The following is a 25,504-nucleotide window of genomic DNA, read 5'->3' on the forward strand; positions in this document are numbered from 1 at the left end:
CTCCGCGTTGTTGAAGCGCGCCCGACGGGGCGCGGGAGCCCGAATGTCCACCGAGCCCGACAAACCCCTGAACGGAACGCCCGAGCCGTTCCGCCGTCCCGTGGTCTGGGGGCGGCCGCCCGCGACCGTGTTCCGCGCCGGGCCGCTGCCGAAGGGCGACCGCCTGCCGCCGCTCCCCGAGCCGCCGCGCGCGCCCCAACCGGCGCCGCGCCCCGGGGCTCCGGGCATCTTCAGCGGATCCATGATCCCGCGTGCGGCGCCCCGGCCGGCGCAGGAACCGGTCGCGCCCGTCGCCCGGGCTGAAGCGGCCGCGCCCGCGGCTGCGCCAGCCGAACCGGTCGCGGCGGCGGCGGTCGAAGCGCCCGTCAAGACTCCGCCCGCCCCTGACCTCGCCGTCAGGCCGCTGCCGCCGGCCCGGTCGGCCCCAGCCGGGCCTCGGCCGGTCCCTGAGGCCGCCGCGGCGCCCGTGACGCCGCGCCCTGTCGCCATCGAGCCGGCGGCGGGCTCGGCTCTCCAGGCGGCCAGCGCCCGCGGAAAGGCCCCGGGCCGCACGGCCCTGTACGGCGGTCTCGCCGCCGCTGCGATCGCCGTCGTCGCCGTGGGCGGCTGGATGCTGACCCGTTCCCCGGCCGTCGCGCCCGCCCCTCCGGCGGAGACGCCCGCCCTCGCGGCTCCGGCCGACACTGCGGCCGCGCGTCCGGTCGCGCCCGCGTCCGCGCCCGAAGCGACGCCGGCTTCAGCCGCCCCCGCCCCCGCCCCGGCCACGGAACCTGCCGCGGTCCGCGCTTCGGCCGTCACGACGCGACCGGACGCGCGTCCCGCCGCCGCGTCGACCCCGCCGCGTCCGGCCGCCGCGACCCCCGTCCGGACGCCTCCGGTTTCGGCGCCTGCCGCCCCGCCGCCGGCCATCGCCACGGCGCCGCTGGTCGAGATCGCCCCGGTCCAGCCCGCTGGGCCGCCGCCGACTGAGGCCGAGCGGCCGCCGGCCGATCCCGACGCCCCGATCGCGACGCGGCCCCAGCCGATCGGCTAGGCCGGACCGCGCCTGCGTCCGAATCTGACGCAGACGCATGCTTCCATGACGGAACCCTGCGGGGCCGGTCTTTGACAATCCAACGCAGGGAGCGCCGCCTCCCGGCTGAAAAGACGCATGAGACGCATGAGACCGTCTTTTTCGGCCTGGGCCGAAGCCTAGCGGATGGCGATATAGCCGCGCTCGACCATCCGGCGCAGGCCCTCATAGGCCTCGGCCAGCTCCTCATAGGCCGTGCGGGCCGAGGTCAGGCGGGCGATCTGGTCCGGAGTCGAGGGCGCGCCGGATTCGGACTGGCGCAGGCTCTCCGCCACCCATTTGCCCCGCGCCGTTGCAGTCATGATGGCCAGCTTCTGAAAGGTCGGCGCGTCGACCCGCGGCAGCATCTGGCCGATGATCTCGCGATTGGCGACGAAGGCGGAATAGTCGATCTGCTCCAGCAGGCCGCGCACCCGCCGCTGTTCCGCGGGATCGGCGTCCTGGGGCTCGAAATGATCGCGCTGGCGGCGATAGGCGCCGGTCTGGATGGTGGACATCGGCCCTCCGGAAATGGTCTGCGGTCCAGCCTGCGCCGCGTCGATTAACGCCCCGTTAGCCCTGTCCGGACGGGATTGCCCCAGGCTGCCGGATTTGATACTTAAGTGAATGCTTCAGTATCAGTCGCCCCTCGACACGGCCTTCCAGGCGCTCTCCGACCCGACCCGCCGGGCCATGGTCGAGCGTCTGTCCCGCGGTCCGGCCACGGTCAGCGAACTGGCGGCGCCCTTGCCGATGTCGATGTCGGCGGTGGTGCAACATCTGAAGATCCTCGAGGCGTCGGGCCTGGTGGCCTCGGAGAAGACGGGGCGCGTCCGGACCTGCCGCGTCGACGCCCGGATCCTCGGCGCGGCCGAGCGCTGGATCAACGAACGCCGCCAGTCGGTCGAACGCAGTCTCGACCGGCTCGGCGTCTTTCTGGACGAAACCCGGGACGAAGAGGAGTTTCCGAAATGACCGCCGCCGCCCGCCCCTCCGTCGCGCACGGGACCTTCACGGTCGAGCGCCGCTACGACGCCTCGCCGGCGCGGGTGTTCCGCGCCCACGCGGACCCCGTCGCCTTCCGCCGCTGGTTCGCCGATGGCGAGGGCTGGACCATTCACGAATGGACGCAGGATTTTCGCGTCGGCGGCGGTTTCACCGGCCGCTTCCGCTTCGGCGACGAGGGCAACGACACCTGGTTCAACGACACCGACTATCTGGACATCGTCCCGGACCGGCGGATCATCCTGTCCTATGTCATGGGTCGCATGGCCGGCGACGGGAAGCAGCGCGCCTCCGCGTCCCTGGCGACGACCGAACTGGTCCCGGACGGTTCGGGGACGCGCCTGATCTACACGGAACAGGGGGCCTTCCTCGACGGGGCCGACGACATCACCGAACGCGAACGGGGCTGCGCCGAAATGCTGGAAGCCCTGGGGCGCGAGCTGGAGGGCCACCGATGAGCGGCAAGGTGCGCGTCGACGCCTTCAGCGTCTCGGTCGACGGGTTCGGCGCCGGCCCCGACCAGAGCCTCGACCATCCCCTCGGCGTGGGCGGAGAAAATCTGCATCACTGGTTCTATCCGACCGAAACCTTCCGCACCCTCTTCGGCCAGTCCGCGGGCGAGGAGGGCGTGGACAACGACTTCGCGCGCCGCAGCATGGAAGGGATGGGCGCCTGGATCATGGGGCGCAACATGTTCGCGCCGAGCCGGGGCGACTGGCCGGACGACGGCTGGAAGGGCTGGTGGGGCGCCGAGCCGCCCTATCATGTGCCCGTCCTCGTTCTGACCCATCACCCCCGCGACCCGATCGAGATGGAGGGCGGCACGGTCTTTCATTTCGAGACCGGAGGGATCGAGGCGGCGCTGGAGAAGGCGCGGGCCCTGGCGGGCGGCAAGGACGTCCGCATTGGCGGCGGCGCGGAAACGATCCGGCGGTATCTGAGGGCCCGGCTGGTCGACCGGATGCATGTGGCCATGTCTCCCGTGGTTCTGGGCCGGGGCGAGCCGCTGTGGCAGGGTCTGGATCTGCCGGCCCTCGGCTACCAGGTCGCCTCCAGCACCTCCGGCGAAAGGGCGACCCATCTCATCCTCACCCGCATCGGGGAGGATCGGCCTTGAGCGAACTCTTCTTCGGCGCCTTCACCGTCACCCGCCGTTATGACGCCCGGCCAACACGGGTCTTCGCCGCCTTCGCGGACCGGGAGATCAAGCAGCGCTGGATGGGCTGTGAAGCGGTCAGCGCGCCGGTGATCGAGCAGCTGGACTTCCATGTCGGCGGCCGTGAGATGAGCCGCGGCGGCGGCCTGGACGGCGTCGAGCATCTGTTCGACGGTCGGTACCTGGACATCGTCCCGGACAGCCGGTTCGTCTTCGCCTTCGTCATGTCCGTGGGCGGGCGCAAGATCTCGGCCTCGCTGGGAACCGTGGAGTTCACGCCGGACGGCGAAGGGACGCTCCTGACCTTCAACGAGCAGGGCGTCTATTTCGGCGAGGACGGCTGGGCCGAGCGGGAGGAAGGCACGGCCGCCGGCCTGGATCAACTCGGCGCCTGGCTGGCGTCCCAAGGCAAGGAGGCCTGACCATGGCGCTGCAACTCTGGTCCCATCCCTACGCCGCCTACGGCCAGAAGGCCTCCGTGGCGCTGTACGAGCTGGACCTGCCATTCGATCTGCGGCTGGTCGATGCGGCCGACGAGGCGGGCATGGCCGCGTTCCGCGCCGTCTCGCCCTTCGGCAAGATGCCCGTCCTCGTCGACGGCGACCGCCGCCTCGTCGAATCCAGCATCGTCATCAAATATCTGGACCAGAGGGCGGGCGGCGGGCGGCTGATCCCCACCGACCCGGAGGCGGCGCTGGAGGCGCGGCTGATCGACCGGATCGTGGACACCTACGCCGGCGGGCCGATGAACCGCATCATTCCGCGCAAATTCCGGCCCGCAGGGAACGAGGATCCGTATGGCGACGCCCAGGACGAGGGTGTTCTGACCTCTGCGTGGGATTGGCTGGAGCAGCGGCTGTCGGACGGGCGCACCTGGGGCGCGGGCGAGGCCTTCACCCTGGCCGACTGCGGGGCCGCCCCCATCCTGACCTATGCGCGGCGGCTGGTCCCGTTCGGCGATCGGCCGCGCCTGAGGGCGTGGCACAGGCGGCTGATGGCGCGGCCCTCGTTCGTTCGGGCGCTGGAGGACGCCGCCCCCTTCGGCGACCTGATGCCGGCGCCGCCTGCGGAAGACTAGCGGATCAGTGCGCCTCGGGCGGCCGCGCGGCGGGGCTGAAATATTCGTTCTCGGGGCGCGGATGGGCGTCGAGTACGAAGCGGCGGTCGCAATAGGCGCATTCGACGAAATCCTCGCCGCCCATGTCCATGTAGACGAGGGGATGGCCGAGGGCTCCGCCGCCGCCGTCGCAGGCCACGCGCTTGGTCGGGACGACGATGGCCTCGGGCGGCGGGATGATCGCTTCGGGATGGCGCGGCGGCATTCGTTCAGCTCTGGTCTTGGCGGGGCAGGTGCGCGCGCATAGGTATGCGCCCGCGCTCCATATCGTCAAACGGGGCCATTCCGATACCTGAAAGCGCCTGCATGACCGAGCCTGTCGCCCTGCCCGTCAACGCCGTCGAGATCCACGGGCTGGAGAAGACCTACGCCGGCGCCGGGAAGGCGCCCCCGAAGACGGCCCTGCGCGGCGTCGATCTGGTCATTCCGCGGGGGTCGATGTTCGGCCTGCTGGGTCCCAACGGGGCCGGCAAGTCGACCCTGATCAACATCCTCGCCGGGGTGGTGAACAAGACCGGCGGCACGGTCTCGATCTGGGACCGCGACATCGACCGGCAACCGCGCGACGCCCGCGCCGCCCTGGGCGTGGTGCCGCAGGAGATCGTCGCCGACGTCTTCTTCACCCCGCGCGAGGCGCTGGAGGTCCAGGCCGGCTTCTATGGCGTGCCGGCCAGTGAGCGCCGGTCCGACGAACTGCTGGCCGCGCTCGGCCTGTCGGACAAGGCTCACGCCTATGTCCGCGCCCTGTCCGGCGGCATGAAGCGCCGGTTGATGGTGGCCAAGGCCCTGGTCCACAATCCGCCGATCCTGATCCTCGACGAGCCGACGGCGGGTGTCGACGTCGAACTGCGCCGTCAGCTGTGGGATTACGTCCGGCGCATCAACGCCGAGGGCGTCACCGTGCTGCTGACTACCCACTATCTGGAGGAGGCGCAGGAACTCTGCGACACCATCGCCATCATGAACCGCGGCGAGGTCGTGGCCTGCGAGCCGACGCCGCAGCTGCTCCGCCGGCTGGACACCCGCAACGTCGTGGTGACGCCCGAAGGAGCCCTGGACGGTCTGCCCGCGGTCAGGGGGTTCGAGGTCGTGGCCCGGCCCAACGGCGCCTTCGCCATCAGCTACAAGAAGGGCCAGTCGTCGGTCGAACAGGTGCTGGCGGCGGTGCGCGCCGCGGGCGTGACCATCGCCGACATCGTGACCGAGGACCCGGACCTGGAGGACGTCTTCCTGGCGCTGACCTATGGCGATGCGAACCAGGTCAGTCCGACGAACGATTGAGCGTGTCGCGGTTGTCGCGGGTCAATTGTATCGGCCGACGCGCGACCCTCAGACCACCATCACCGTGCCGATGAGCAGGCGCGCGCCGGCCCGGCCCATGGTCGTATTGGTCGCCGCCTGAAGCTGGGCGACCAGACGTTCGACGTCGGGCGGCGCGCCGGGCAGCAGGGCGCCGGCCGACTGTTGCACCACCGCGGCGTAGGCGGCGCGAAGCCGCGGCGCGGACTGGGCCACGCGGGCGCGCAGGGCGGCGTCGGGGGTGTCGATCCCGGTCTCGACCGTCATCACGCCGCGCCGGCCGCCGGGGCGCATGACGTTGGCGGTGATGGTCGGCAGGCGCAGATAGCTGGCCTGGGGCGCGCCCGCGCCTTCGCTGGTCCTGAGCGTCGTTGTCTTCAGTCCGAGGAGGTCGCGGCGATCCATGCGCCGACCCTGGCACGGAGCGCTTAAGGCGTGGTTACGCCGCCGCCTCGATCGTCCGGGCTTCCATGGCCTTCAGGTCCAGCAGGGCGAACAGGGCCGCGTCCTCGTCCTGTTCCGGATTGGGCGTGGTCAGCAGCTTGCCGCCGACGAAGATGGAGTTGGCGCCGGCGAGGAAGCACAGGGCCTGCATCTCGGCGCTCATGGTCTCGCGGCCGGCCGACAGGCGCACCATGGCCTTGGGGCAGACCAGACGGGCGACGGCGACGGTGCGGACGAATTCGATCGGATCGATCTGGCCCTCGGCCAGCATCCGCTCGCCCAGAGGCGTGCCGGTGACCGGCACCAGGGCGTTGACCGGCAGGCTGTCGGGATGTTCGGGCAGGGTCGCCAGCGCATGCAGCAGGCTGGCCCGGTCCCGCCGCGTCTCGCCCATCCCGACAATGCCGCCGCAGCAGGTGTTCATGCCGGCGTCGCGCACATGCCGCAACGTGTCCAGCCGGTCCTGATAAGTCCGGGTGGTGACCACCTGGGCGTAGTACTCCGGCCCCGTATCCAGGTTGTGATTGTAGAAATCGAGACCCGCCGCCTTCAGCTGCCGCGCCTGGTCGGCGGTCAGCATGCCCAGCGTCGCGCAGGTCTCGAGGCCCAGCGCCTTCACCCCTGCGATCATGGTCGCCAGTTTCGGCGTGTCGCGGTCCTTCAGTTCGCGCCACGCCGCGCCCATGCAGAACCGGCTGGCCCCGCCGGCCTTCGCCGCCATGGCCTCGGCAAGGACGGCGGTCGCGTCCATCAGCTTTTCCGCCTTCAGCCCCGTGTCGAAACTGGCCGACTGCGAGCAGTAGCCGCAGTTCTCGGCGCAGCCGCCCGTCTTGACGGACAGCAGCTGGCTCTTCTGCACCTCCGACGGATCGAACCATGCGCGGTGCACCGTGGCGGCGTCATACACCAGGTCCATGAAGGGGCGGGCGAACAGCGCCTCGACCTCGGTCAGGGTCCAGTCGTGGCGGGGCGTCGAGGGGCTGGCGGTCATGAAGCCGTGCTTAGCTCCCCCATTCCGTTCCGCCAAGCCCGCCTAGTCCTCGTCGCGGTAGACCCGGCCGTCGCGCATGACGAAGTCCATCGAGGTCAGAACGGTCACGTCCGTCAGAGGATCGCCGTCGACGGCGACGAGGTCCGCCCGCTTGCCCGGCTCCAGCGAGCCGATCTCGGATGACAGGCCCAGCAGGTCCGCCGCGTTGACCGTGGCGGCCTGGATCGCGCTCATCGGCGTCATGCCGTGCTGGACCATCAGGGCGAATTCGTCGGCGTTGCGGCCATGCTTCGACACGCCGGCGTCGGTGCCGAAGGCGATCCTGACCCCGGCGGGAACAGCCCGCTGGAGGGACTGGCCGGTGATCGAAATGCGCCAGCGGATCTTGGGCAGGACCTCGGGCGAATAGGCGTTCGGATCAGCGGCCAGCCGCTCGATATAGCCGTTCACGGTGGACAGGGTCGGGACATAGTAGGCGCCGGACTGGCGGAACAGGCGGATCGTCTCGTCGTCGAAGACGGTGCCGTGCTCGATCGAGTCGGCTCCCATCCGCAGCGCCAGGTTGATGCCGTCGGCGCCGTGGGCGTGGACCGCGACCTTGAGGCCGTACAGATGCGCCGTGTCGACAAGGGCGCGGGCCTCGTCCTCGAACATCTGGGCTCCGACGCCGGCGCCGATGCGGCTGTTCACGCCGCCAGTGGTGGCGATCTTGATGACGTTGGCGCCGCGCCCGACCTGGATGCGCACCGCCTCGCGGCAGCTTTCCGGGCCGTTGCAGACATTGTCGTGCGGAATATCATCGCGGAGGTCGTCGTTGAAACCCAGACGGCCGTCCATGTGCCCCGAGGTCGTCGAGATGCTGTTCCCCGCATCGACAATGCGCGGTCCGGGCAGGCGATGGGCCGCCGTCGCATCGCGCAGCGCCAGGGTCACGCCGCCGTCATCCCCGAGGTTCCGCACGGTCGTGAAGCCGGCCATCAACGTCTTCTCGGCGTTCTCGGCGGCGCGATAGGCGTGGGTCGGCAGGTTCTCGGTGATGCCCGACAAAAAGCCCGCCTGGCCGCCGAGGTCGGACACCAGATGCACGTGGCTGTCGATCAGGCCGGGCAGGACGAAGCGGTCGCGCTGGTCGATGACGGTGGCGCCGGGAAAGGTCGAGGCGTCGACGAAGCCGTCGCGGATCTCGACGACCAGCCCGTCGCGCACCACCACGGTCGAGGGGCCGCGCGGGGCCTGACCCGGCCGGTCCAGCAGACGGCCGGCCTGGACCAGGGTGACCGGTCCCGGTTCGGACACGGCAGGCGCGGGCTGGGCGTTCGCCGCCGCCGCCGTCAGGGCCAGAATCGCCACGCCGCCGAGGCTCGCCATCGGTCTGTTCATCGTCACCCTCTCCTGATCCGCCGCCATGTTGAGCGCAGTCGACGCCGTTGCGCCAGAGCAGCCTTCATCGGTAAACACATAAAGATATCCTTATGTGTTTCTTGCTCCGGAGCCGGGACCGGTCTATAGGCCGCCCGAACAATCTCCCGGAAAGCCCGCTCCATGACCGACTACATCGTCCGCGACATCTCGCTTGCCCCGTTCGGCAACAAGGAAATCGCCATCGCCGAAACCGAAATGCCGGGCCTGATGGCCCTGCGTGAAGAGTTCGGCGGCCAGCAGATCCTCAAGGGCGCGCGCATCGCCGGCAGCCTGCACATGACCATCCAGACCGCCGTGCTGATCCAGACGCTGGAGGCCCTTGGCGCCGAGGTCCGCTGGGCCTCGTGCAACATCTTCTCGACCCAGGACCACGCCGCGGCCGCCATCGCCGCCAACGGCACCCCGGTGTTCGCCACCAAGGGCGAGACCCTGGAAGAGTACTGGGACTATGCCCACAAGATCTTCGAATGGGCCGACGGCGGCTATCCGAACCTGATCCTCGACGACGGCGGCGACGCCACCCTGCTGTGCGTGCTCGGGCCCAAGGCCGAGAAGGACCTGTCGCTGCTGGCCAACCCGCAGAACGAGGAGGAGGAAGCCCTCTTCAAGGTGATGAAGCGCTACATCGCCGAGAAGCCGGGCTTCTATTCGGCGATCCGCGACGCCATCGGCGGCGTGTCGGAAGAGACCACCACCGGCGTCCACCGCCTGTACGAAATGGCCAAGAAGGGCGACCTGCCGTTCCCCGCCATCAACGTCAACGACAGCGTCACCAAGTCCAAGTTCGACAACCTGTACGGCTGCCGTGAATCGCTGGTCGACGCGATCCGCCGCGGCACCGACGTGATGCTGTCGGGCAAGGTCGCCGTGGTCTGCGGCTATGGCGACGTGGGCAAGGGCTCGGCCGCCTCGCTGCGCCAGGGCGGCGCCCGGGTGAAGGTCACCGAGGTCGATCCGATCTGCGCCCTGCAGGCCGCCATGGAAGGCTATGAGGTCGTGACCGTCGAGGACGTGGCCGGCGAAGCCGACATTTTCGTCACCGCCACGGGAAACAAGGACGTCCTGACCGTCGAGCACATGCGGGCGATGAAGAACAACGCCATCGTCTGCAACATCGGCCACTTCGATTCCGAGATTCAGGTCGCGGGCCTGAAGAATTTCAAGTGGGACGAGATCAAGCCGCAGGTCCACCACGTCGAGTTCCCGGACGGCAAGAAGATCATCCTGCTGTCGGAAGGCCGTCTGGTGAACCTGGGCAACGCCACGGGTCACCCCTCGTTCGTGATGTCGGCGTCCTTCACCAACCAGACGCTGGCCCAGATCGAGCTGTGGACCAACGCCAAATCCTACGAGAACCAAGTCTACACCCTGCCCAAGCACCTGGACGAGAAGGTCGCCATGCTGCACCTGGGCAAGCTGGGCGCGAAGCTGACGACGCTTTCGAAGGAACAGGCCGACTACATCTCGGTCCCGACCGAAGGCCCGTTCAAGCCGGACCACTACCGCTACTAGGCCGAAGGGCCGAGAGACCCGAGGGGCCCGCGCCAACTGGCCGCGGGCCCTTTTCGTTGCGGGCCGCCCCGGGCGCTGGCTTCGGACGGCGGCGGGCTCTAGATTGCCGGCATGGGCGACGTACTGAACATCCTGATCCTGCTGGCGATCGCGGCGGTGGCCGTGACCCTCGGGTTCGGCATCTATTCCCTGTACCGGGGCGGCGACTTCGCACGGTCGCATTCCAACAAGCTGATGCGGCTGAGAGTCGCGCTGCAGGCGCTGGCGATCGTGCTGCTGGTCATCGGGATGTGGTGGAAATCCACGCACGGGGCCTAGGCGCCATGGTCGTCCTGAACCGCATCTATACGAAGACGGGAGACGGCGGCGAGACGCGGCTGGCCTCGGGCGCGAAGGTGTCCAAGAGCAACCCGCGGGTCGAGGCCTATGGGGCCGTGGACGAGCTGAACGCCGTCATCGGCGTGGCGCGGCAGCATTCGGGCCAGCACGACCGCATCGACGCCATGCTGGGCCGCATCCAGAACGAACTGTTCGACCTCGGCGCCGACCTGGCCACGCCGCTGGACCCGCCGCCCAAATGGGAGGCCCTGCGCATCCTCGACAGCCAGGTCGAGCGGCTTGAGGCCGAGATCGACTGGATGAACGAGAGCCTGAAGGAACTGGACAGCTTCATCCTGCCGGGCGGATCGCCGCTGTCGGCGCATCTGCATCTGGCCCGCACCGTGGCGCGCCGGGCCGAGCGCGAGGCGGTGCGTCTGATGGAAGCAGGCGAGGCGGCGACGCCGGCGTCGATCCGCTATCTCAACCGGCTGTCGGACCATCTGTTCGTCGCCGCCCGCCGGGCCAATGCCAACGGGGCGGACGATGTGAAGTGGAAGCCCGGGGCGACCCGCTAGACGGTCAAAAAAAACACCGTCCAGATCGTCCAGATAGTCCGTTCACCGGCTGGCCGTATTCGATTGTCAAAGACCGCAGCTGAAGGGTCGCGGTCAGTGAAGCATGCGGATGCGTCAGATCCGGACGCAGGTCTTCGGATGCCGCCTATTGCGCGGCCAGGGCGGCGCGCTGGCGGTCGGCGTCCGCGTCCCGGGCCTTCTGCTGGGCGGCCAGGGAGTCCTCGATCGCCACCAGTTCGCGATTCTTCTCGGCCGAGGCCGCCGCGCGCTCGCCGGGGTTGGGGCGGCCCGTGATCTCGGCGATGGAGACGGGCTGGGCGCAGACCCGGCCCCGCGGATCCCACCACTTGCCGCCTTCCTCGCAGCGGTCGCCCGGCGCGATGACCAGGTTCTCATAGGCGAACATGCCAGCCAGCAGCACGGCGAAGATCGACAGGAACAGGACGCTGAGCCGTTTCATGGTCAGGAGGCGATGCATGGAGGCGTTCCGAGGCTGGGCGGGACGGAGGATCGGCTCCGTTGACGCGGCGTTACGTTGACAGGCCGGATGCGGCGTACCATTCCCTGACGCAACATTCCGGCGCTTTCGTGGATAGCACAATGAAGGTTCTCGTCCCCGTCAAACGGGTGATCGACTACAACGTCAAGGCTCGCGTCAAGGCGGACCAGACCGGCGTTGATCTGGCCAACGTCAAGATGAGCATGAATCCGTTCGACGAGATCGCCGTCGAGGAGGCCGTGCGCATGAAGGAGGGCAAGGAGCATCACGCGGCCGGTACGGTCAGCGAGATCGTGGTCGTCTCCATCGGCGTCACCCAGGCCCAGGAGACCATCCGCACGGCCCTGGCCATGGGCGCGGATCGCGGCCTGCTGATTCAGTCGGACGCCGATCTGGAGCCGCTGGCGGTGGCCAAGCTGCTGAAGGCCGTGGTCGACGAGGAGAAGCCGGATCTGGTCCTGCTGGGCAAGCAGTCGATCGACGGCGACAACAATGCGGTCGGCCAGATGCTGGCCGCCCTGCTGGACTGGCCCCAGGCCACCTTCGCCGGCAAGATCGTTCTGGCCGACGGCAAGGCGACGGTGACGCGCGAAGTCGACGGCGGACTGCAGACCCTGGCGGCGAGCCTGCCGGCGGTGGTGTCGGTCGACCTGCGGCTGAACACGCCGCGCTACGCCTCCCTGCCCAACATCATGAAGGCCAAGAAGAAGGAGATCGCGGTCAAGGCGGTCGCCGACTACGGCGTCGACACGGCGCCGCGCCTGAAGGTGGTCAAGGTCACGGCCCCGCCGCAGCGCTCGGCCGGGATCAAGGTGGCCGACGCCGCCGAACTGGTTGCGAAACTCAAGACCGCGGGGGTCCTGTAATGGCCGTTCTCGTTATCGCCGACCGCGACGGCGACACCGTCCGCGACACCACCCACAAGACCGTGACCGCCGCCCTGAAGCTGTCGGGCGATGTGGACGTTCTGGTCATCGGTCAGGGTTCGAAGGCCGCCGCCGACGCCGCCGCGAAGATCGCCGGCGTGCGCAAGGTCCTGCTGGCCGAAAGCGCCGGCCTGGGCCACCAGTTGGCCGAGGCGGTCGAGGCGACCGTGACCGGTCTGGCCGGCGGCTATGACGCCATCCTCTCGCCGGCCACCACCGACGGCAAGAATTTCATGCCCCGGATTGCGGCGAAGCTGGATGTCGCGCCGATCTCGGACATCATCGAGGTCGTGTCGAACGACACCTTCGTGCGCCCCATCTACGCCGGCAATGCGCTGGAGACGATCCAGTCGGGCGACGCGAAGAAGGTCATCACCGTGCGGCCGACCAGCTTCGACGCCGCCGCTGAAGGCGGCTCGGCTTCGGTCGAGACCGTCGCGGGCGCGGACGCCGGCAAGGCCGCCTTCGTCAGCGAGGAGATGGTCAAGTCCGACCGCCCGGAACTGGGCGCGGCGAAGATCGTCGTCTCGGGCGGCCGGGCCCTCGGTTCGGCCGAGGAGTTCCACGCCGTCATGGACCCGCTGGCCGACAAGCTGGGCGCCGCCGTGGGCGCCTCGCGCGCCGCCGTGGACGCCGGCTATGCGCCGAACGACTACCAGGTCGGCCAGACCGGCAAGGTGGTGGCCCCGGCCCTCTACATCGCCATCGGCATCTCGGGCGCCATCCAGCATCTGGCCGGGATGAAGGACTCCAAGATCATCGTCGCCATCAACAAGGACGCCGACGCCCCGATCTTCCAGGTCGCGGACTACGGGATCGTCGGCGACTACAAGGTCGTGGTGCCGGAGTTGATGGCTGCGCTGGGCTAGGACTCCCGTGGCAGCCACCAACCTCTACACATTCGTCGATCTCTTCTCCCGGTCGGTCGGAGCCGCCAGGCATCTGCTCGCCAAGGGCGCCGCCCATGCCGCCAGCACCGGCGTCACCGAGCAGGAGATGCTGGGTTGGCGCCTCGCGGAGGACATGCACCCGTTGGGCTTCCAGCTGATGGTGGTGGCCAATTTCAGCCGGACCTGGTCGGCGCGGGCTGCCGGGCTTGAGCCGCCGGAGGGGATGGCTCCCGATCTGGATGTGGCTGGCTTCGACGCCGGTCTCGAGGCGGCCCAGTCCTTTCTGGCGAGCCTCACGCCGGAGCAGTTCGACGGCCGTGACGACGTGCCCCTGACCTTTGAAATCATGCCGGGCATGGCGCCCACCTTCCCGGCGGCCAAATGGTTGACGGTGTTCGCGGCCACCAACATCAACTTCCATCTGGCGATGGTCTACGCGATCCTCCGCGCCAACGGCGTGCCGCTGGGCAAGGTGGACATGTTCCCTGCGGGGCTCGGCTAGCTGAGCCCACCGCCCATCCGGTCTTCCTCCGCCATGGCCAATCTCGCCGTCCGCCTGACACCCGGCGCGTCCGCCGACCGCATCGATGGCTGGGACGTGGACGCCGACGGCCGGCCCGTCCTCAAGGTCCGGGTGCGCGCCCGGCCGGTCGAGGGGGAGGCCAATGAGGCCCTTGCCAGACTGTTGGCCAAGGCCCTGGCTGTACCGAAATCCGCGGTGAGCCTGCAGCGCGGGGGACAGTCCCGAACCAAGATGATCGACATCGCGGGCCTGTCCAACGACGAGATCCGCGCCCGCCTTACCGGTTTGTAATGTTTCCGGCTTTGACGGGACGCGCCGGAGCCTTTTGTAATCCGCCCCGACATGCGCCAGCGGGCGCATCAGGGGAGCGTTCGATGAGACTTCACGCCTTGCGGGGTTCCAGCCTCGCCGTTCTCGCCTGCGTGCTCGCGGGCTCTCTGGCCCTGTCGGCCTGCGCCACCACCGGGGGCGACGACGCGTCCGACGCCAACGGGTCGTCCGACGAGGAGGCGCGCGAGCCTCTGGCGCGGGGGCTGGACCATGCGGCCAACCCCGATCCCTTCCCCTCGACCTATCGCGGCCTGCCGCGCGAGAACATGGCCATCGTCGGCGGCACGGTCTTCGACGGCGCGGGCCGCAAGATCGAGAACGGCGTGGTCATCGTCACCGACGGCAAGGTGGCCGCGGTCGGCGACGCCTCGACCCCGGTCCCCGGCGGACACCGCGTCGTCGATGCGCGCGGGCGGTTCGTGACGCCGGGCATCATCGACGTGCACTCGCACCTCGGCGTCTATCCCTCGCCGGGCGTGCAGGGCATGAGCGATGGCAACGAGGCGACCAATCCGAACACCGCCCAGGTCTGGGCCGAGCATTCGCTGTGGCCCCAGGATCCCGGCTTCAACGCCGCCCGCGCCGGCGGGGTGACCACGCTCCAGATCCTGCCCGGCTCGGCGAACCTGTTCGGCGGCCGCGGCGTGACGGTGCGTAATGTGCCGTCGGTGACCATGCAGGGCATGAAGATGCCGGGCGCGCCCTACGGGCTGAAGATGGCCTGCGGCGAGAACCCGTCGCGTGTCTACGGCGGCCGCAACACCTCGCCCGCCACCGGCATGGGCAATGTCGCCGGCTATCGCGCCGCCTTCATCGCGGCCCGCGAATACAAGGCCAAGTGGGACAAGTGGCGTGACGACGGCGAGGGCTCGCCGCCGACCCGCAACCTTCAGCTCGAGACCCTGGCGGGGGTGCTGGACGGCTCGGTGCTGGTGCAGAACCACTGCTACCGCGCCGACGAGATGGCGGTGATGATCGATATCGCCAAGGAGTTCGGCTACCGCATCACCGCCTTCCACCACGCCATCGAGGCCTACAAGGTCGCGCCGCTGCTGGCCCGCGAGGGCATCTGCGCCGACATGTGGACCGGCTGGTGGGGCTTCAAGATGGAGGCCCTCGACGCGGTCGAGGCCAACGCCGCCCTGGTCGACGCGCCGCAGGGATCGTGCGCCGTCATCCACTCGGACGACGCCGAGCTGACCCAGCGCCTGAACCAGGAGGCGGCCGCCGGCCTCGCCGCCGGCCGCCGCATGGGGATGAACATCTCCGAGGAGCGGGCGATCAGCTGGATCACCCTGAACCCGGCCCGGTCCCTGGGCATCGCCGACCAGACCGGATCGCTGGAGGCCGGCAAGCGCGCCGACGTCGTGATCTGGAGCGCCAATCCGTTCAGCGTCTACGCCCGCGCCGACCAGGTCTTCATCGACGGCGGCCTGAGCTTCGACCGCATGAACCCGGCCTATCAGCCGCTGTCCGACTATGAGCTGGGCCAGCCCGGCTTCGGCCTGTCCGCCGCCAACGTCCCGCAGGGAGCCCGCTGATGCGCCTCAGGAACCTCATCCTCGGCGCCGTCTGCGCCGGCGCCCTGACCACCCCGGCCCTCGCCCAGTCCCTGACCGCCATCACCGGCGGGCGGGTGCTCACGGGGTCCTCCGTCATCGAGAACGGGACGGTGGTGATCCAGAACGGCCGGGTGGTCTCGGTCGGGACCGGCGCCGCGCCGTCGGGCGCGCGCGTCATCGACGCCCGCGGCAAGGTGGTCGCCCCCGGCTTCGTCGCCGTGGACAGCGGCCTCGGGGCCTCGGAAATCTCGTCGGTCGGCGGGTCGGACGACCAGACCAACGGCGCCAACACCATCAGCGCCTCGTTCGACGTCAGCTACGGCCTCGACCCCTGGTCCTTCACCCTGCCGGTCGCCCGTCTGGGCGGGATCACCCGCGCCATCGTCGTGCCCGGCCATCCGGGCGGCGCCGGCGGCAATCACCGGGACGACGGCGATGCGGACTTCGCGGGCGTCGGCCCGGCCGGCCTGCAGGCGCCCAGCCTGTTCGCGGGTCAGGCGGCGATCATCCATCTGGCGCAGGGGACCGACATCCTCGTCAAGCCGCGCGTGGCCATGGTCGCCCCGTTCGGCGAGGCTGGCGCCGGCGTCTCGGGCGGCGCGCGCGGGGCCGAGTTCACCCAGTTCAAGGAAACCCTCGCCGAGGTGCGTCTCTATGCGCGCAACAAGGCCGCCTATGACCGGGCCGGCCTGCGCGACCTCAGCCTGTCGCGGGCCGATCTGGAGGCCCTGATCCCGGTCGCCAACGGGACCCTGCCGCTGATCGTCACCGTGCACCGCGCGGCCGACATCCAGCAGGTGTTGCGGCTGGCGCGCGAGGAGGGGGTGAAGGTCATCCTCGACGGCGCCGAGGAGGGCTGGCTGGTCGCCGACCAGATCGTGGCGGCGGGCGCGCCCGTGCTGCTCAACCCGATCGCGAACCTGCCCGGCAATCTCGAGACCCGGGCCGTGCGGATGCAGAACGCGGCCGTGCTGGACGCCGCCGGGGTGGTCATCGCCATCAAGGGCAACGAGGGCTCGATCCACCGCGCCCGCGAGACCCGCTACAACGCCGGCAACGCGGTTTCGCATGGCCTGCCGTACGAGGCGGCGATCGAGGCGATCACGGTCAATCCGGCCAGGATCTTCGGCATGGCCGGCCAGTTCGGCGAGCTGCGCGCGGGCGCGGCGGCCGATGTGGTGGTCTGGTCCGGCGATCCGCTGGAGCCGTTGAGCATCGCCGAGACCATCTTCATCGGCGGCGCCGAACAGGCCCCGACCAGCCGCCAGTTCCTGCTGCGCGACCGCTATGCGACGGGCGGCGAAGGGGCGATGCCGCCGGCCTACGGCCGGTAGGGACCAGGTTTTAGGTTCTAGGTTCTAGGGAAGTATGCTTGGAGCAGTTCGCCCTGCTGCCTACCTAGCCCCTAGAACCTAGCCCCTAGAACCTTCATGACCCCCCGCATCTTCATCGACGCCGACGCCTGTCCGGTGAAGGACGAGGTCTATCGCGTGGCGGCGCGATACGGCCTGCATGTGTTCGTGGTGTCCAACAGCTGGATCAACACGCCGCGCGAAAAGTGGATCGAGCAGATCGTGGTCGACGCGGGCCCCGACATCGCCGACGACTGGATCGCCGAGCGGGCCGGGCCGGGCGACATCGTCATCACGGCCGACATTCCGCTGGCCGACCGCTGTCTGAAGGCCGGGGCGCAGGCGTTGAAGTCGAACGGTCAGCCGTTCACGCCGGACTCCATCGGCTCGGCCCTGGCCGGGCGGATGGTGGGCGAGCATCTGCGTTCGATGGGGGTGGCGACCTCGGGTCCGCCGCCGTTCGGACCCAAGGATCGCTCGGCCTTCCTGCAGGCGCTGGATCAGGCCGTGGTGCGGGCGAAGCGGGTAGTCCGTTGATGGTCATCCCGGAGAGCGAGCTGGAGTTCCGCTTCTTCCGCGCCGGCGGGCCGGGCGGGCAGAACGTCAACAAGGTCTCGACCGCGGTGCAGATGCGGTTCGACGCCCGCAACTCCCCCTCGCTGACCGAGCCGGTGCGGGCGCGGCTGATGAAGCTGGCGGGCAGCCGGCTGACGCTGGACGGGGTGATCCTGATCACCGCCGTCCGCTATCGCACCCAGGAACGCAACCGGGCCGACGCCATCGAGCGGCTGCAGGGTCTGGTCGACAAGGCCTCGATCGCGCCGGTGTATCGCGTACCGACCAAACCGACCCGCGCCTCGAAGGAACGGCGGCTGGAGGGCAAGGCGAAGCGGTCGACCATCAAGAGCGGGCGCGGACGGCCCGGCGCCGACGACTGATCAGGTCGCCGGGCGGAACAGCAGGGCGGCGACCTTGCCGCTCTCGTCGAAGCCGATGATCCACTGGGTCGCGGCGGTGGCGAAGGTGACGGCGAACAGATCGGCGCCCTCGCGGTTGCCCACGAAGTCCAGCGCCTGGATCGCGCCGAGGCCCTGCAGGACCGGCAGCACCGCGGCCTCCTGCTCGCGCACCTTGGCGGCGAGGTCGTCGGTCATCAGCGCATAGGGAAGGGCGCCGGCCTGACCGCCCGCGATGATCTCGCGCAGGACCTCTTCGGATTTGGGATTGGCGGGCGTGGTCGCCATCGCGGGCGCGGCGGCGGCTGCCGGGGCGGCGGCGGGCGCGGCCTGCCGGGGCTGCGTCGCCGGACGATCGAAACTGTTCGGAATGGCGGCTGCGGCGACCTGGGCCTGGGCCGCGGCGGGGACGAGCAGAAGGACGGCGGCGATCAAAAGCGGCTTCATGGGGGTCGTCTCCGGAACTGAACTCAGAAGATGGCGGGCCAAAGCGACAGAACGAGGGCGGCCGCCGACGCCGCCATGGCGAGGGTGACGCCGACGATCATCCAGCCCGGCGTGCGCGTGTCGCGGATGACCACCGTCTGCGGCTGGGGCGGGTTCTGCGCCAGCCGGGCCAGGGCCTTCAGCGTGGCGCGCAGCTCCTCCAGGGCGTCGCGGACCTGGGCCTGGGGCCCCAGTTCGCGGCGGATCCACTGCTCGACCACCGGCCGCGCCGCCTCCCACAGGTCGTGGTCCGGATTCAGCCGCCGGGCCACGCCCTCGACCGAGACCATGGTCTTCTGCAGCAGGATCAGCTCGGGCCGCAGGTGCATGTCGAACAGGGCGGTTATCTCGAACAGCTGGCCCAGCAACCGGCCCATCGACACCTGCGACGCCGCCTTGCCGATCACGGGCTCGCCGACGGCGCGCAGGGCCTGGGCGAAGGCCTCGACCGAATGTTCGGGCGGCACGTATCCCGCCTCGAAATGGACGCGGCTGATGCGGTCGTAGTCGCGGCTCAGGAAACCCCAGAGAATCTCGGCGAGGTAGCGGCGCTCGCCGTGCCCCAGCCGGCCGACGATGCCGAAGTCGATGGCGGTCAGCTCGGCCGGCGCGTGGCAGAACAGATTGCCCTCGTGCAGGTCGGCGTGGAAGGTGCCGTAGTCCAGCGCCTGGGTCAGGAAGGCGCGCACCAGATTGTCGGCCAGACCATTGCGGTCCAGTCCCGGCTGTTCCGCCGCCGCCGGGTCGGTCATGGCCACGCCGGTCGCCCATTCGAGCGTCAGCACCCGTTTGCCGACCCCGTCCCAGACCACGGCGGGCGCGGTCATATGGCCCCCGCCGGACGCGCGGACCTTGTCCATGATGTCCTTCAGCTCGGAGGCGGCGGCGGCCTCGAGCCGCATGTCCAGCTCGAGCTGCAGGGCCCGGGCGATGGTCTCGACGAAGGCGGACGGTTCCAGCCGGCGCGCCAGCGGGACGAAACGGACGGCCAGGCGGGCGGCCAGTCGCATGGAGTCCAACCCCTGCGCCACGCGGCGTTCGACGCCGGGGCGCAGCACCTTGACCGCGACCTTGCGGCCGTCGGCCAGCCAGGCGGGATGCGCCTGGGCCAGCGACGCCGCGGCGACCGGAGGACCGAAATCGGTGAACAGGCTCTCCACGGAACGACCCAGCGAACGCTCGATCTCGCGCCGCGCCTGATCGACGGGGAAGGGTTCCAGCGCGTCCTTGAGGCGGCCCAGATCGCGGGCGAATTCGACGCCGAAGATGTCGGCGCGGGTGGCCAGGACCTGACCCAGTTTGATGGCCACGGGCCCAAGATGCTCGAAGGCCTTGCCCAGACGCTGGCCCGGACGGCCGTTGCGGCCTTCCTTGCCGGCGAAGGCGTGCAGCAGATGGGCCAGCCAGCGCACCCAGACCGGAAGAAGGTGCGTGATCTCGCGCGGGGCCAGGGCGTCGTGCCGGATCAGCACCCAGCCCCAGCCGAGCAGGCGCAGCCAGGCCTCGACCGGATGGCGCACCGGCACGGTCGCCGGCGGCGGCGGCGGGGTTGCGGGATCGATCCGGCTGGTCAGATCGCCCACCCGTGATGGATGGCGGCCACGCCGCCCGCCAGATTGGCGACCGTCACGCGGCTGAACCCGGCGGCCTCGATCATGGATTTGAACGTCGCCTGATCCGGGAAGCGGCGGATGCTCTCGACCAGATACTGGTAGCTGTCGCGGTCGCCGGCCACCCAGCCGCCGATGCGCGGAATGGCGTGAAAGGACCAGGCGTCATAGGCCGTGCGGATCGCCGAGGCGGTCGGCCGCGAAAACTCCAGGCACAGGAACCGGCCGCCGGGCTTCAGCACCCGCCGCGCCTCGCGCAGCGCCTGCGGGATGTCGGCCACGTTGCGGATGCCGAAGCTGATCGAATAGGCGTCGACCGAGGCGTCCGGCAGCGGCAGGGCCATGGCGTCGCCGACCGACCACGACATCTCGGGCTCGCCGCCCTTGTGCACGCCCGCCATGATCATCTCGGCGTTGTAGTCCAGCACGATGACCGAGGCGTCTTCCCCGCCGCGCCGCGTCTGGGCCGCCCGGGCCATCTTCGCATAGCGCCGGGCCATGTCGCCGGTGCCGCCCGCGACATCGAGGATGGTTTCGCCCGGACGCGGGTTCAGCTTCGCCGCCGCCGCATCCTTCCAGAGCCGGTGCACGCCCGCGCTCATCAGGTCGTTCATCAGGTCGTAGTTCGAGGCCACGCTGTCGAACACGCCGCGCACCAGCTGCACCTTCTCCTTCGCATCGACATCGCGAAAGCCGAAGGATGAGGTCTTGCCGGAAGAGGTCGTGTTTGAGGGTGGGGCCGTGTCGGTCATGCTGGCGGTCTAGCGCGTCGCCGCGCCGCCGTCACCGGGCCGCGTGGTCGCGGTGAGAGCGTCTGGTTCAGGCGCCGGCCCCCGGCTGGGGGCGGGGTACGCCGAGGTCCTTCATCAGGCCCCGCATCGCACGGTAGCAACCGCAGGCCGCGCCTTCGAGGGCGGGCCGGTCCGTAACCTCGACCCAGCCGCGGCCGCGACGGATCAGACCCTTGTCCTCCAGGTCGGCCCCGACCTCGGACACCGTGGCGCGGCGTACGCCCAGCATGCCGGCGATGTCGGCCTGGGTCAGGCGGAACCGGTCGCCGTCGGTGCGATCATGGATGGTCAGCAACCAGCGGGCCAGTCGTTCGTCCAGTCGGTGCTGGGCGTTGCAGGCGGCGGTCTGCTGCACCTGGGCGAACAGGCCTTCGGTGAATCTGGCCAGGGCGGTCCGCATGGATTCGCTCTTGTCCAGCGCGTCGGAGAAGACGTCGGACGGGCAACAGGCCGAGACGCCGTCGATCTGGGCGATGGCGCGGCTGGCGGCGCGGGCGTTCAGCGGGCCGCAGGTCACGCCGACCAGCCCCTCGCGGCCGATGGCGGCGGTTTCGATCATGCGATCGTCGTCCAGGATCGTCATCAGCGACACCACGCCGCTCATCGGGAACCAGACCTCCTCGACCGCCTCGCCGGCGTCATACAGCATCTGGCCCTGGGCGAAGGGGCGTTCATGGAGATGCGGCTCGATCCGCCTGCGATCCGCGGGCTCCAGCGCAGCGATCCACATATTGTCCATGGCAGGCTCCCGTTCCCTGAATAGCGACGCTCGGTAACGTCAAAGCTTCGCCGTGCGTTCCGCTGCTTGTGAGAGCCCCTCTGGCGGGATAGGGCGGAGGGGACGCGGAGGATGGCATGACGGACCGGATTGACGTTGCGGAAGCCCTCAAGGGCCTGCCCCTGTGGCGCGAGGACGCCGGAGACCGGCCCGCGATCGCGCGCACGCTGACGTTCGCCGATTTCAACGCCGCCTTCGGCTTCATGACCCGCGTGGCCTTGAAGGCGGACAAGGTCGATCACCATCCGGAATGGTCGAATGTCTACAACCGCGTCGAAATCCTGCTGACCACACACGACGCGGGCGGGGTCACGGCCAGGGACGTCGACATGGCCCGCTTCATCGACGAGACCGCGGCCGCGGCGGGAGCCCGGTGATGGCGGGCAGGGCGGGACGGGTCGCGGGCAAGCAGGCCCTGATCACCGGCGCCGCGGGCGGTCTGGGCGAGGCCATGGCCTGGATGCTGGCGCGCGAGGGCGCGAAGGTCGCCGTCACCGACGTCAATCTGCCGGGCGTCCGGGCCCTGGCCGACGCCATCAACGCCGAGGTCCCGGGCGCGGCCTTCGCCTTCGCCCACGACGTCACCGACGAGGCCGCATGGATCTCGGTCATCGATCAGGCGGCGGCGGCCATGGGCGGGCTGTCGATCCTGGTCAACAACGCCGGCATCGGCGGTGACCTCAAATTCGTCGAGACGGACACCCTGGAGAATTGGCGGCGCGTCCAGGCGGTCAACATCGAGTCCATCATGCTGGGCTGCAAGCACGCCATGCCGCACCTGCGGGCCTCGGCACCGTCGTCGATCGTCAACATCTCGTCGGTGGCGGGACTGGCCGCGGCGCCGGGCATGGGCGCCTATAACGCCACCAAGGCGGCGGTGTGGATGTACACCAAGACCATCGCCCTGGAGGCCGCCAAGGGCGACTGGAACGTGCGCTGCAACTCGGTGCATCCGGTCTTCATCAAGACGCCCATCCTCGACCCGTTCATCGCCATGGCCGGCGGCGACGAGGCCAAGGCGCACGAACGCCTCAGCCGCGGCATCCCGCTGAAGCGGATCGGCGAGCCGGACGACGTGGCGTATTGCGTCCTCTATCTGGCGGCCGACGAGAGCAAATTCGTCACCGGCGCCGAGTTCAAGATCGACGGCGGCATGCTGGCCCAGTGAGGCGGGTTCAGTCGAGCTTGTAAGCGGTGTGGCAGGCGTTGCAGCTCTGGCGCACCACGGCCGATTGGGCCGAGAAGGCCGCGGCGTCCTCGCCGGCCGCCAGTTCCGCCAGACGGTCGGCCGCGGCCGCGTAGTCGGCGGCCCTGGCTTCGAAGCCCGCGCGGTCGCTCCAGACCTCGGGTTTCGCCTTGGTGGGCACGCCCGCCTCGGCGCCGCTGCCGGCCGGGAACATGCCGGGCACGGCGTGGGCCCAGCGCGCCAGGGCGCGGGTGGCGAACCGCTGGGTCGACGGGGCCTGCCCGGCGTCGATCGCCGATTTCATGGCGCCCATGGCCACGCCCGACAACATCATCGCGCCCTGACGGCCCTGGATGACGCTTCCCGCGCCGTCGCCCTGGGCGTTGGCCGCGCCGCCCACGCACAACAGGCCCAGAACCGCCGCCGTGATCGATTTCCGCATCGTCGTTTCTCCCGCCAGGGCGAAGCTCCGTCGCCGGGCCGGCGGAGTCAATGACCCGGCCGCCCTCTCGACGGACGGCGCATTTCCGGCTTAGGTCCGGCCAACGAGGGAGAGGAACCCCAATGACCGACACACCCGCGAGCGCGCCCCCAGTTGGCGTCAAGCGTATCGAGCTGACGCTGCGCGCCCTGGTTCTGGGCTGCATCCTGGCGGTGATCTTCACCGCGGCGAACACCTATCTGGGTCTGAAGGTCGGGCTGACCTTCGCCTCGGCCATCCCGGCGGCGGTCATCTCCATGGCCATCCTGCGGATGTTCAAGACCTCGACCATCTGGGAGAACATGACCGTCCAGACCGTGGCCTCGGTCGGCGGGGCCATGAGTTCGATCATCTTCGTGCTGCCAGGCCTGGTCATGGTCGGCTGGTGGCTGGAGTTCCCGTTCTGGGAGTCTGTGCTGATCTGCGTCTTCGGCGGCGTGCTGGGCGTGACCTTCTCCATCCCCCTGCGCCGGGCCCTCGTGGTCGAGGCCGGCCTGCCCTACCCCGAAGGGGTGGCCGCGGCGGAAGTCCTGACGGTCGGCTCGCGCGGAGCGGAACAGACCGAGAGCGCCGTGCGCGAGAACGCCTCCGGGCTGTGGGTGGTGATCACCGGCGCCGTGGTATCGGCCGGTTACGCCCTGCTTGTGGCGGGGCGGGTGTTCGCAGGCGAGGCTGCGCGGTTCATCAAGCTGCCGGCGAGCCTGGGCGGCGGAGCCACGGGCCTCGGCTTCGGCATGCAGTTCGCCCTGCTGGGCGCGGGGCACCTGATCGGCCTGAGCGTCGGCCTGGCCCAGCTGTTCGGCCTGATCCTCGCCTGGGGTATCGCCGTGCCGATCCTGACCTCGCCGGACACCATCGCCTGGCTGACGGCCAACGGCATCCCCTCGATCGCGACGACCCTGCCCGCAGGGGCGGGCGCCGAGGAACTGGCCGGCACCGTCTGGAGTCGGGAAGTCCGCTTCATGGGCGCCGGCGTCATCGGCGTGGCCGCCATCTGGACCCTGATCAAGCTGGCCGGCCCGCTGATCGGCGGCCTGACCTCCGCCCTCGCCGCCAATCGCCGCCGCCAGGGCGGCGAGGTGCTGGACCGGACCGAGCAGGATATCCCGATCAACATCGTCGCCGGCCTGTCGGTGGCCTGCCTGATCGGGATCGGCTTCATCCTCGCCTGGTTCGCCCAGGGCAATCCGACGCTGGCGGGCTCGACCGCCCTGCTGGTCGGCGGCGGCCTGATCTATGTGGTCTTCATCGGCTTCGCCGTGGCCGCCATCTGCGGCTACATGGCCGGGCTGATCGGCTCGTCGAACAGTCCGGTGTCGGGCGTGGGCATCCTCGCCGTGGTGATCGCCTCGGTGTTGATGCTGGGCGTGCTGGCGCTGGCCGGTCTGCCGGCCGACCCGTCGGTGGTGGCCTTCGCCCTGATCGTCACGGCGGTTGTCTTCGCCGTGGCCGTCATCGCCAACGACAACCTGCAGGACCTCAAGACCGGCCAACTCGTCCACGCCACGCCATGGCGGCAGCAGACGGCCCTGATCGTCGGCGTGATCGCCGGCGCTATCGTCATCCCGCTGATCCTGAACCTGCTGAACAAGGCCTTCGGTTTCGAGGGCGGACCGGTCGGGATCGCCGACGAACCGCTGGCGGCTCCTCAGGCGACGCTGATCTCGGCGCTGGCGCGCGGGGTGATCGGCGGCGACCTGCGCTGGGACCTGATCGGCCTCGGCGCCGTCATCGGCGTGGTCATCATCGTGCTGGACGCCGTGCTCAGCGGTGCGACGAAAGGGAAGATGAAACTGCCGCCGCTGGCCGTGGGGATCGGCTTCTATCTGCCGGCCGCCGTGACCACCATGCTGGTGATCGGCGCGGTCTGCGGCTGGATCTACGACAAGGCGATCAAGAACACCCGGTTCGCCGATGTCGGCCGCCGCATGGGCGTGCTGCTGGCGTCCGGCCTGATCGTGGGCGAGAGCCTGTTCCTGGTCATGACGGCGGGGGTGATCGTCTCGACCGGCAACGACGCGCCCTTCGCCATGCTGCCCGAAGGCTCGGCCTGGCCGGCCATGCTGGCAGGGATCGCGGCCTTCGGAGTGCTGACGGTGATGCTGTACGGCTGGGTGCGGAGTCAGTCGGCGAAGGTCTGATCGCCTTCGCGCCGCCCTTTTCCTGAGGCATAGAGCCGCCGTTACGCCGGTGCGTGTTCGTCATGCACTGGCGTTTCCGCGTGCGTCCCTGTAAGAGGCG

The 25,504-nt window shown here is 69.8% G+C and carries 32 protein-coding genes; 21 read left to right on the forward strand and 11 right to left on the reverse strand.

What is annotated here, in order from left to right; all coding sequences use genetic code 11:
* Window positions 1–43: 43 nt before the first annotated feature.
* Window positions 44–1,033 carry a hypothetical protein gene (locus ASD59_RS00405; protein ID WP_055826642.1) on the forward strand — a complete coding sequence of 330 codons (990 nt, stop codon included), beginning with the start codon at window positions 44–46 and terminating at the stop codon, window positions 1,031–1,033.
* Window positions 1,034–1,191: 158 nt separating this feature from the next.
* Here the strand turns inward: ASD59_RS00405 and ASD59_RS00410 are convergent, their stop codons facing one another.
* Window positions 1,192–1,569 (reverse strand): hypothetical protein, encoded by a 378-nt coding sequence (locus ASD59_RS00410; RefSeq protein ID WP_055826644.1) that lies wholly within the window; start codon window positions 1,567–1,569, stop codon window positions 1,192–1,194.
* 109 nt (window positions 1,570–1,678) lie between these two features.
* On the opposite strand from ASD59_RS00410, the gene ASD59_RS00415 reads away from it, so the two are divergent.
* The 5 genes from ASD59_RS00415 to ASD59_RS00435 are packed head-to-tail and all read left to right on the forward strand — an operon-like array spanning window position 1,679 to window position 4,290.
* Window positions 1,679–2,026, forward strand: a complete 348-nt coding sequence (locus ASD59_RS00415) for an ArsR/SmtB family transcription factor (protein ID WP_055826647.1) — start codon at window positions 1,679–1,681, stop codon at window positions 2,024–2,026.
* Window positions 2,023–2,514 carry an SRPBCC family protein gene (locus ASD59_RS00420; protein WP_055826650.1) on the forward strand — a complete coding sequence of 164 codons (492 nt, stop codon included), beginning with the start codon at window positions 2,023–2,025 and terminating at the stop codon, window positions 2,512–2,514. The genes ASD59_RS00415 and ASD59_RS00420 overlap by 4 nt, the downstream gene beginning before the upstream one ends.
* Window positions 2,511–3,173, forward strand: a complete 663-nt coding sequence (locus tag ASD59_RS00425; protein ID WP_055826653.1) for a dihydrofolate reductase family protein — start codon at window positions 2,511–2,513, stop codon at window positions 3,171–3,173. The genes ASD59_RS00420 and ASD59_RS00425 overlap by 4 nt, the downstream gene beginning before the upstream one ends.
* Entirely contained in the window at window positions 3,170–3,634 is a 465-nt protein-coding gene (locus tag ASD59_RS00430; RefSeq protein WP_055826656.1) for an SRPBCC family protein, read from the forward strand. The genes ASD59_RS00425 and ASD59_RS00430 overlap by 4 nt, the downstream gene beginning before the upstream one ends.
* A gap of 2 nt (window positions 3,635–3,636) precedes the next feature.
* Window positions 3,637–4,290: a glutathione S-transferase family protein gene (locus tag ASD59_RS00435; RefSeq protein WP_055826660.1), complete on the forward strand. Its 654-nt coding sequence runs from the start codon at window positions 3,637–3,639 to the stop codon at window positions 4,288–4,290.
* A 4-nt stretch (window positions 4,291–4,294) separates the two neighbouring features.
* Here the strand turns inward: ASD59_RS00435 and ASD59_RS00440 are convergent, their stop codons facing one another.
* On the reverse strand, window positions 4,295–4,534 hold the full coding sequence (locus tag ASD59_RS00440; RefSeq protein WP_055826662.1) for a zinc-finger domain-containing protein: 240 nt from the start codon (window positions 4,532–4,534) through the stop codon (window positions 4,295–4,297).
* 101 nt (window positions 4,535–4,635) lie between these two features.
* Between ASD59_RS00440 and ASD59_RS00445 the strand changes: the two genes are divergently transcribed.
* A complete protein-coding gene (locus tag ASD59_RS00445; protein WP_055826665.1) occupies window positions 4,636–5,610 on the forward strand; it encodes an ABC transporter ATP-binding protein in 975 nt (324 codons plus the stop codon).
* Window positions 5,611–5,658: 48 nt separating this feature from the next.
* Here ASD59_RS00445 and ASD59_RS00450 read toward each other — a convergent pair whose 3' ends face one another.
* From ASD59_RS00450 to ASD59_RS00460, 3 genes are read right to left on the reverse strand one after another with little or no spacing between them, the layout of a single operon-like run.
* Complete coding sequence (locus ASD59_RS00450; protein WP_055826668.1) at window positions 5,659–6,033, reverse strand: hypothetical protein; 375 nt, start codon at window positions 6,031–6,033, stop codon at window positions 5,659–5,661.
* 34 nt (window positions 6,034–6,067) lie between these two features.
* Entirely contained in the window at window positions 6,068–7,063 is a 996-nt protein-coding gene (gene bioB, locus ASD59_RS00455) for a biotin synthase BioB (RefSeq protein WP_055826671.1), read from the reverse strand.
* 42 nt (window positions 7,064–7,105) lie between these two features.
* Complete coding sequence (locus tag ASD59_RS00460; RefSeq protein ID WP_235561685.1) at window positions 7,106–8,443, reverse strand: amidohydrolase family protein; 1,338 nt, start codon at window positions 8,441–8,443, stop codon at window positions 7,106–7,108.
* 162 nt (window positions 8,444–8,605) lie between these two features.
* Between ASD59_RS00460 and ahcY the strand changes: the two genes are divergently transcribed.
* From ahcY to ASD59_RS00475, 3 genes are all read left to right on the forward strand, one after another.
* The gene (ahcY, locus tag ASD59_RS00465) at window positions 8,606–9,997 is read left to right on the forward strand and encodes an adenosylhomocysteinase (RefSeq protein ID WP_055826678.1); all 1,392 of its coding nucleotides are present in this window, start codon (window positions 8,606–8,608) and stop codon (window positions 9,995–9,997) included.
* Window positions 9,998–10,108: 111 nt separating this feature from the next.
* The gene (locus ASD59_RS00470) at window positions 10,109–10,315 is read left to right on the forward strand and encodes a twin transmembrane helix small protein (protein ID WP_055826683.1); all 207 of its coding nucleotides are present in this window, start codon (window positions 10,109–10,111) and stop codon (window positions 10,313–10,315) included.
* Between the two features lie 5 nt (window positions 10,316–10,320).
* On the forward strand, window positions 10,321–10,893 hold the full coding sequence (locus ASD59_RS00475) for a cob(I)yrinic acid a,c-diamide adenosyltransferase (protein ID WP_055826687.1): 573 nt from the start codon (window positions 10,321–10,323) through the stop codon (window positions 10,891–10,893).
* A gap of 145 nt (window positions 10,894–11,038) precedes the next feature.
* Here ASD59_RS00475 and ASD59_RS00480 read toward each other — a convergent pair whose 3' ends face one another.
* Window positions 11,039–11,371 (reverse strand): hypothetical protein, encoded by a 333-nt coding sequence (locus tag ASD59_RS00480; RefSeq protein WP_055826690.1) that lies wholly within the window; start codon window positions 11,369–11,371, stop codon window positions 11,039–11,041.
* A gap of 122 nt (window positions 11,372–11,493) precedes the next feature.
* On the opposite strand from ASD59_RS00480, the gene ASD59_RS00485 reads away from it, so the two are divergent.
* The 8 genes from ASD59_RS00485 (at window position 11,494) to arfB (ending at window position 17,913) form a co-directional block, all read left to right on the forward strand.
* On the forward strand, window positions 11,494–12,258 hold the full coding sequence (locus ASD59_RS00485; RefSeq protein WP_055826694.1) for an electron transfer flavoprotein subunit beta/FixA family protein: 765 nt from the start codon (window positions 11,494–11,496) through the stop codon (window positions 12,256–12,258).
* Complete coding sequence (locus tag ASD59_RS00490) at window positions 12,258–13,187, forward strand: electron transfer flavoprotein subunit alpha/FixB family protein (protein ID WP_055826700.1); 930 nt, start codon at window positions 12,258–12,260, stop codon at window positions 13,185–13,187. The genes ASD59_RS00485 and ASD59_RS00490 overlap by 1 nt, the downstream gene beginning before the upstream one ends.
* A gap of 7 nt (window positions 13,188–13,194) precedes the next feature.
* Complete coding sequence (locus ASD59_RS00495; RefSeq protein ID WP_055826704.1) at window positions 13,195–13,710, forward strand: DUF1993 domain-containing protein; 516 nt, start codon at window positions 13,195–13,197, stop codon at window positions 13,708–13,710.
* Window positions 13,711–13,743: 33 nt separating this feature from the next.
* On the forward strand, window positions 13,744–14,022 hold the full coding sequence (locus tag ASD59_RS00500) for a DUF167 family protein (RefSeq protein WP_055826706.1): 279 nt from the start codon (window positions 13,744–13,746) through the stop codon (window positions 14,020–14,022).
* A gap of 83 nt (window positions 14,023–14,105) precedes the next feature.
* Entirely contained in the window at window positions 14,106–15,602 is a 1,497-nt protein-coding gene (locus ASD59_RS00505) for an amidohydrolase (protein ID WP_055826709.1), read from the forward strand.
* Window positions 15,602–16,957 (forward strand): amidohydrolase family protein, encoded by a 1,356-nt coding sequence (locus ASD59_RS00510; protein ID WP_055826717.1) that lies wholly within the window; start codon window positions 15,602–15,604, stop codon window positions 16,955–16,957. The genes ASD59_RS00505 and ASD59_RS00510 overlap by 1 nt, the downstream gene beginning before the upstream one ends.
* 96 nt (window positions 16,958–17,053) lie before the next feature.
* Complete coding sequence (locus tag ASD59_RS00515) at window positions 17,054–17,512, forward strand: YaiI/YqxD family protein (RefSeq protein WP_055826720.1); 459 nt, start codon at window positions 17,054–17,056, stop codon at window positions 17,510–17,512.
* Window positions 17,509–17,913, forward strand: coding sequence for an alternative ribosome rescue aminoacyl-tRNA hydrolase ArfB (gene arfB, locus ASD59_RS00520; RefSeq protein WP_156376866.1), 405 nt, complete (start codon window positions 17,509–17,511; stop codon window positions 17,911–17,913). The genes ASD59_RS00515 and arfB overlap by 4 nt, the downstream gene beginning before the upstream one ends.
* Here the strand turns inward: arfB and ASD59_RS00525 are convergent, their stop codons facing one another.
* The 4 genes from ASD59_RS00525 to ASD59_RS00540 all read right to left on the reverse strand — a co-directional run bounded on the left by ASD59_RS00525 (window position 17,914) and on the right by ASD59_RS00540 (window position 21,557).
* The gene (locus ASD59_RS00525; protein WP_055826726.1) at window positions 17,914–18,378 is read right to left on the reverse strand and encodes a hypothetical protein; all 465 of its coding nucleotides are present in this window, start codon (window positions 18,376–18,378) and stop codon (window positions 17,914–17,916) included. It lies immediately after the preceding gene.
* A 23-nt stretch (window positions 18,379–18,401) separates the two neighbouring features.
* Window positions 18,402–20,000 carry a 2-polyprenylphenol 6-hydroxylase gene (gene ubiB / locus ASD59_RS00530; RefSeq protein ID WP_055826729.1) on the reverse strand — a complete coding sequence of 533 codons (1,599 nt, stop codon included), beginning with the start codon at window positions 19,998–20,000 and terminating at the stop codon, window positions 18,402–18,404.
* On the reverse strand, window positions 19,988–20,779 hold the full coding sequence (locus tag ASD59_RS00535) for a class I SAM-dependent methyltransferase (protein WP_055826732.1): 792 nt from the start codon (window positions 20,777–20,779) through the stop codon (window positions 19,988–19,990). Before ASD59_RS00535 ends, ubiB begins: the two co-directional genes overlap by 13 nt.
* A 67-nt stretch (window positions 20,780–20,846) precedes the next feature.
* Entirely contained in the window at window positions 20,847–21,557 is a 711-nt protein-coding gene (locus ASD59_RS00540) for a Crp/Fnr family transcriptional regulator (protein ID WP_055826734.1), read from the reverse strand.
* A 116-nt stretch (window positions 21,558–21,673) separates the two neighbouring features.
* On the opposite strand from ASD59_RS00540, the gene ASD59_RS00545 reads away from it, so the two are divergent.
* Both ASD59_RS00545 and ASD59_RS00550 read left to right on the forward strand, forming a co-directional pair.
* Entirely contained in the window at window positions 21,674–21,973 is a 300-nt protein-coding gene (locus tag ASD59_RS00545) for a 4a-hydroxytetrahydrobiopterin dehydratase (protein WP_055826737.1), read from the forward strand.
* A complete protein-coding gene (locus tag ASD59_RS00550; protein ID WP_055826740.1) occupies window positions 21,973–22,764 on the forward strand; it encodes an SDR family oxidoreductase in 792 nt (263 codons plus the stop codon). The genes ASD59_RS00545 and ASD59_RS00550 overlap by 1 nt, the downstream gene beginning before the upstream one ends.
* A 7-nt stretch (window positions 22,765–22,771) precedes the next feature.
* Here ASD59_RS00550 and ASD59_RS00555 read toward each other — a convergent pair whose 3' ends face one another.
* Window positions 22,772–23,224 carry a c-type cytochrome gene (locus ASD59_RS00555; protein ID WP_055826742.1) on the reverse strand — a complete coding sequence of 151 codons (453 nt, stop codon included), beginning with the start codon at window positions 23,222–23,224 and terminating at the stop codon, window positions 22,772–22,774.
* 122 nt (window positions 23,225–23,346) lie between these two features.
* Between ASD59_RS00555 and ASD59_RS00560 the strand changes: the two genes are divergently transcribed.
* Window positions 23,347–25,404 carry an OPT family oligopeptide transporter gene (locus ASD59_RS00560; RefSeq protein WP_055826745.1) on the forward strand — a complete coding sequence of 686 codons (2,058 nt, stop codon included), beginning with the start codon at window positions 23,347–23,349 and terminating at the stop codon, window positions 25,402–25,404.
* The last annotated feature ends 100 nt before the right edge of the window (window positions 25,405–25,504 follow it).

The organism is Brevundimonas sp. Root608 (genome assembly GCF_001427825.1).
Lineage (GTDB): Bacteria > Pseudomonadota > Alphaproteobacteria > Caulobacterales > Caulobacteraceae > Brevundimonas.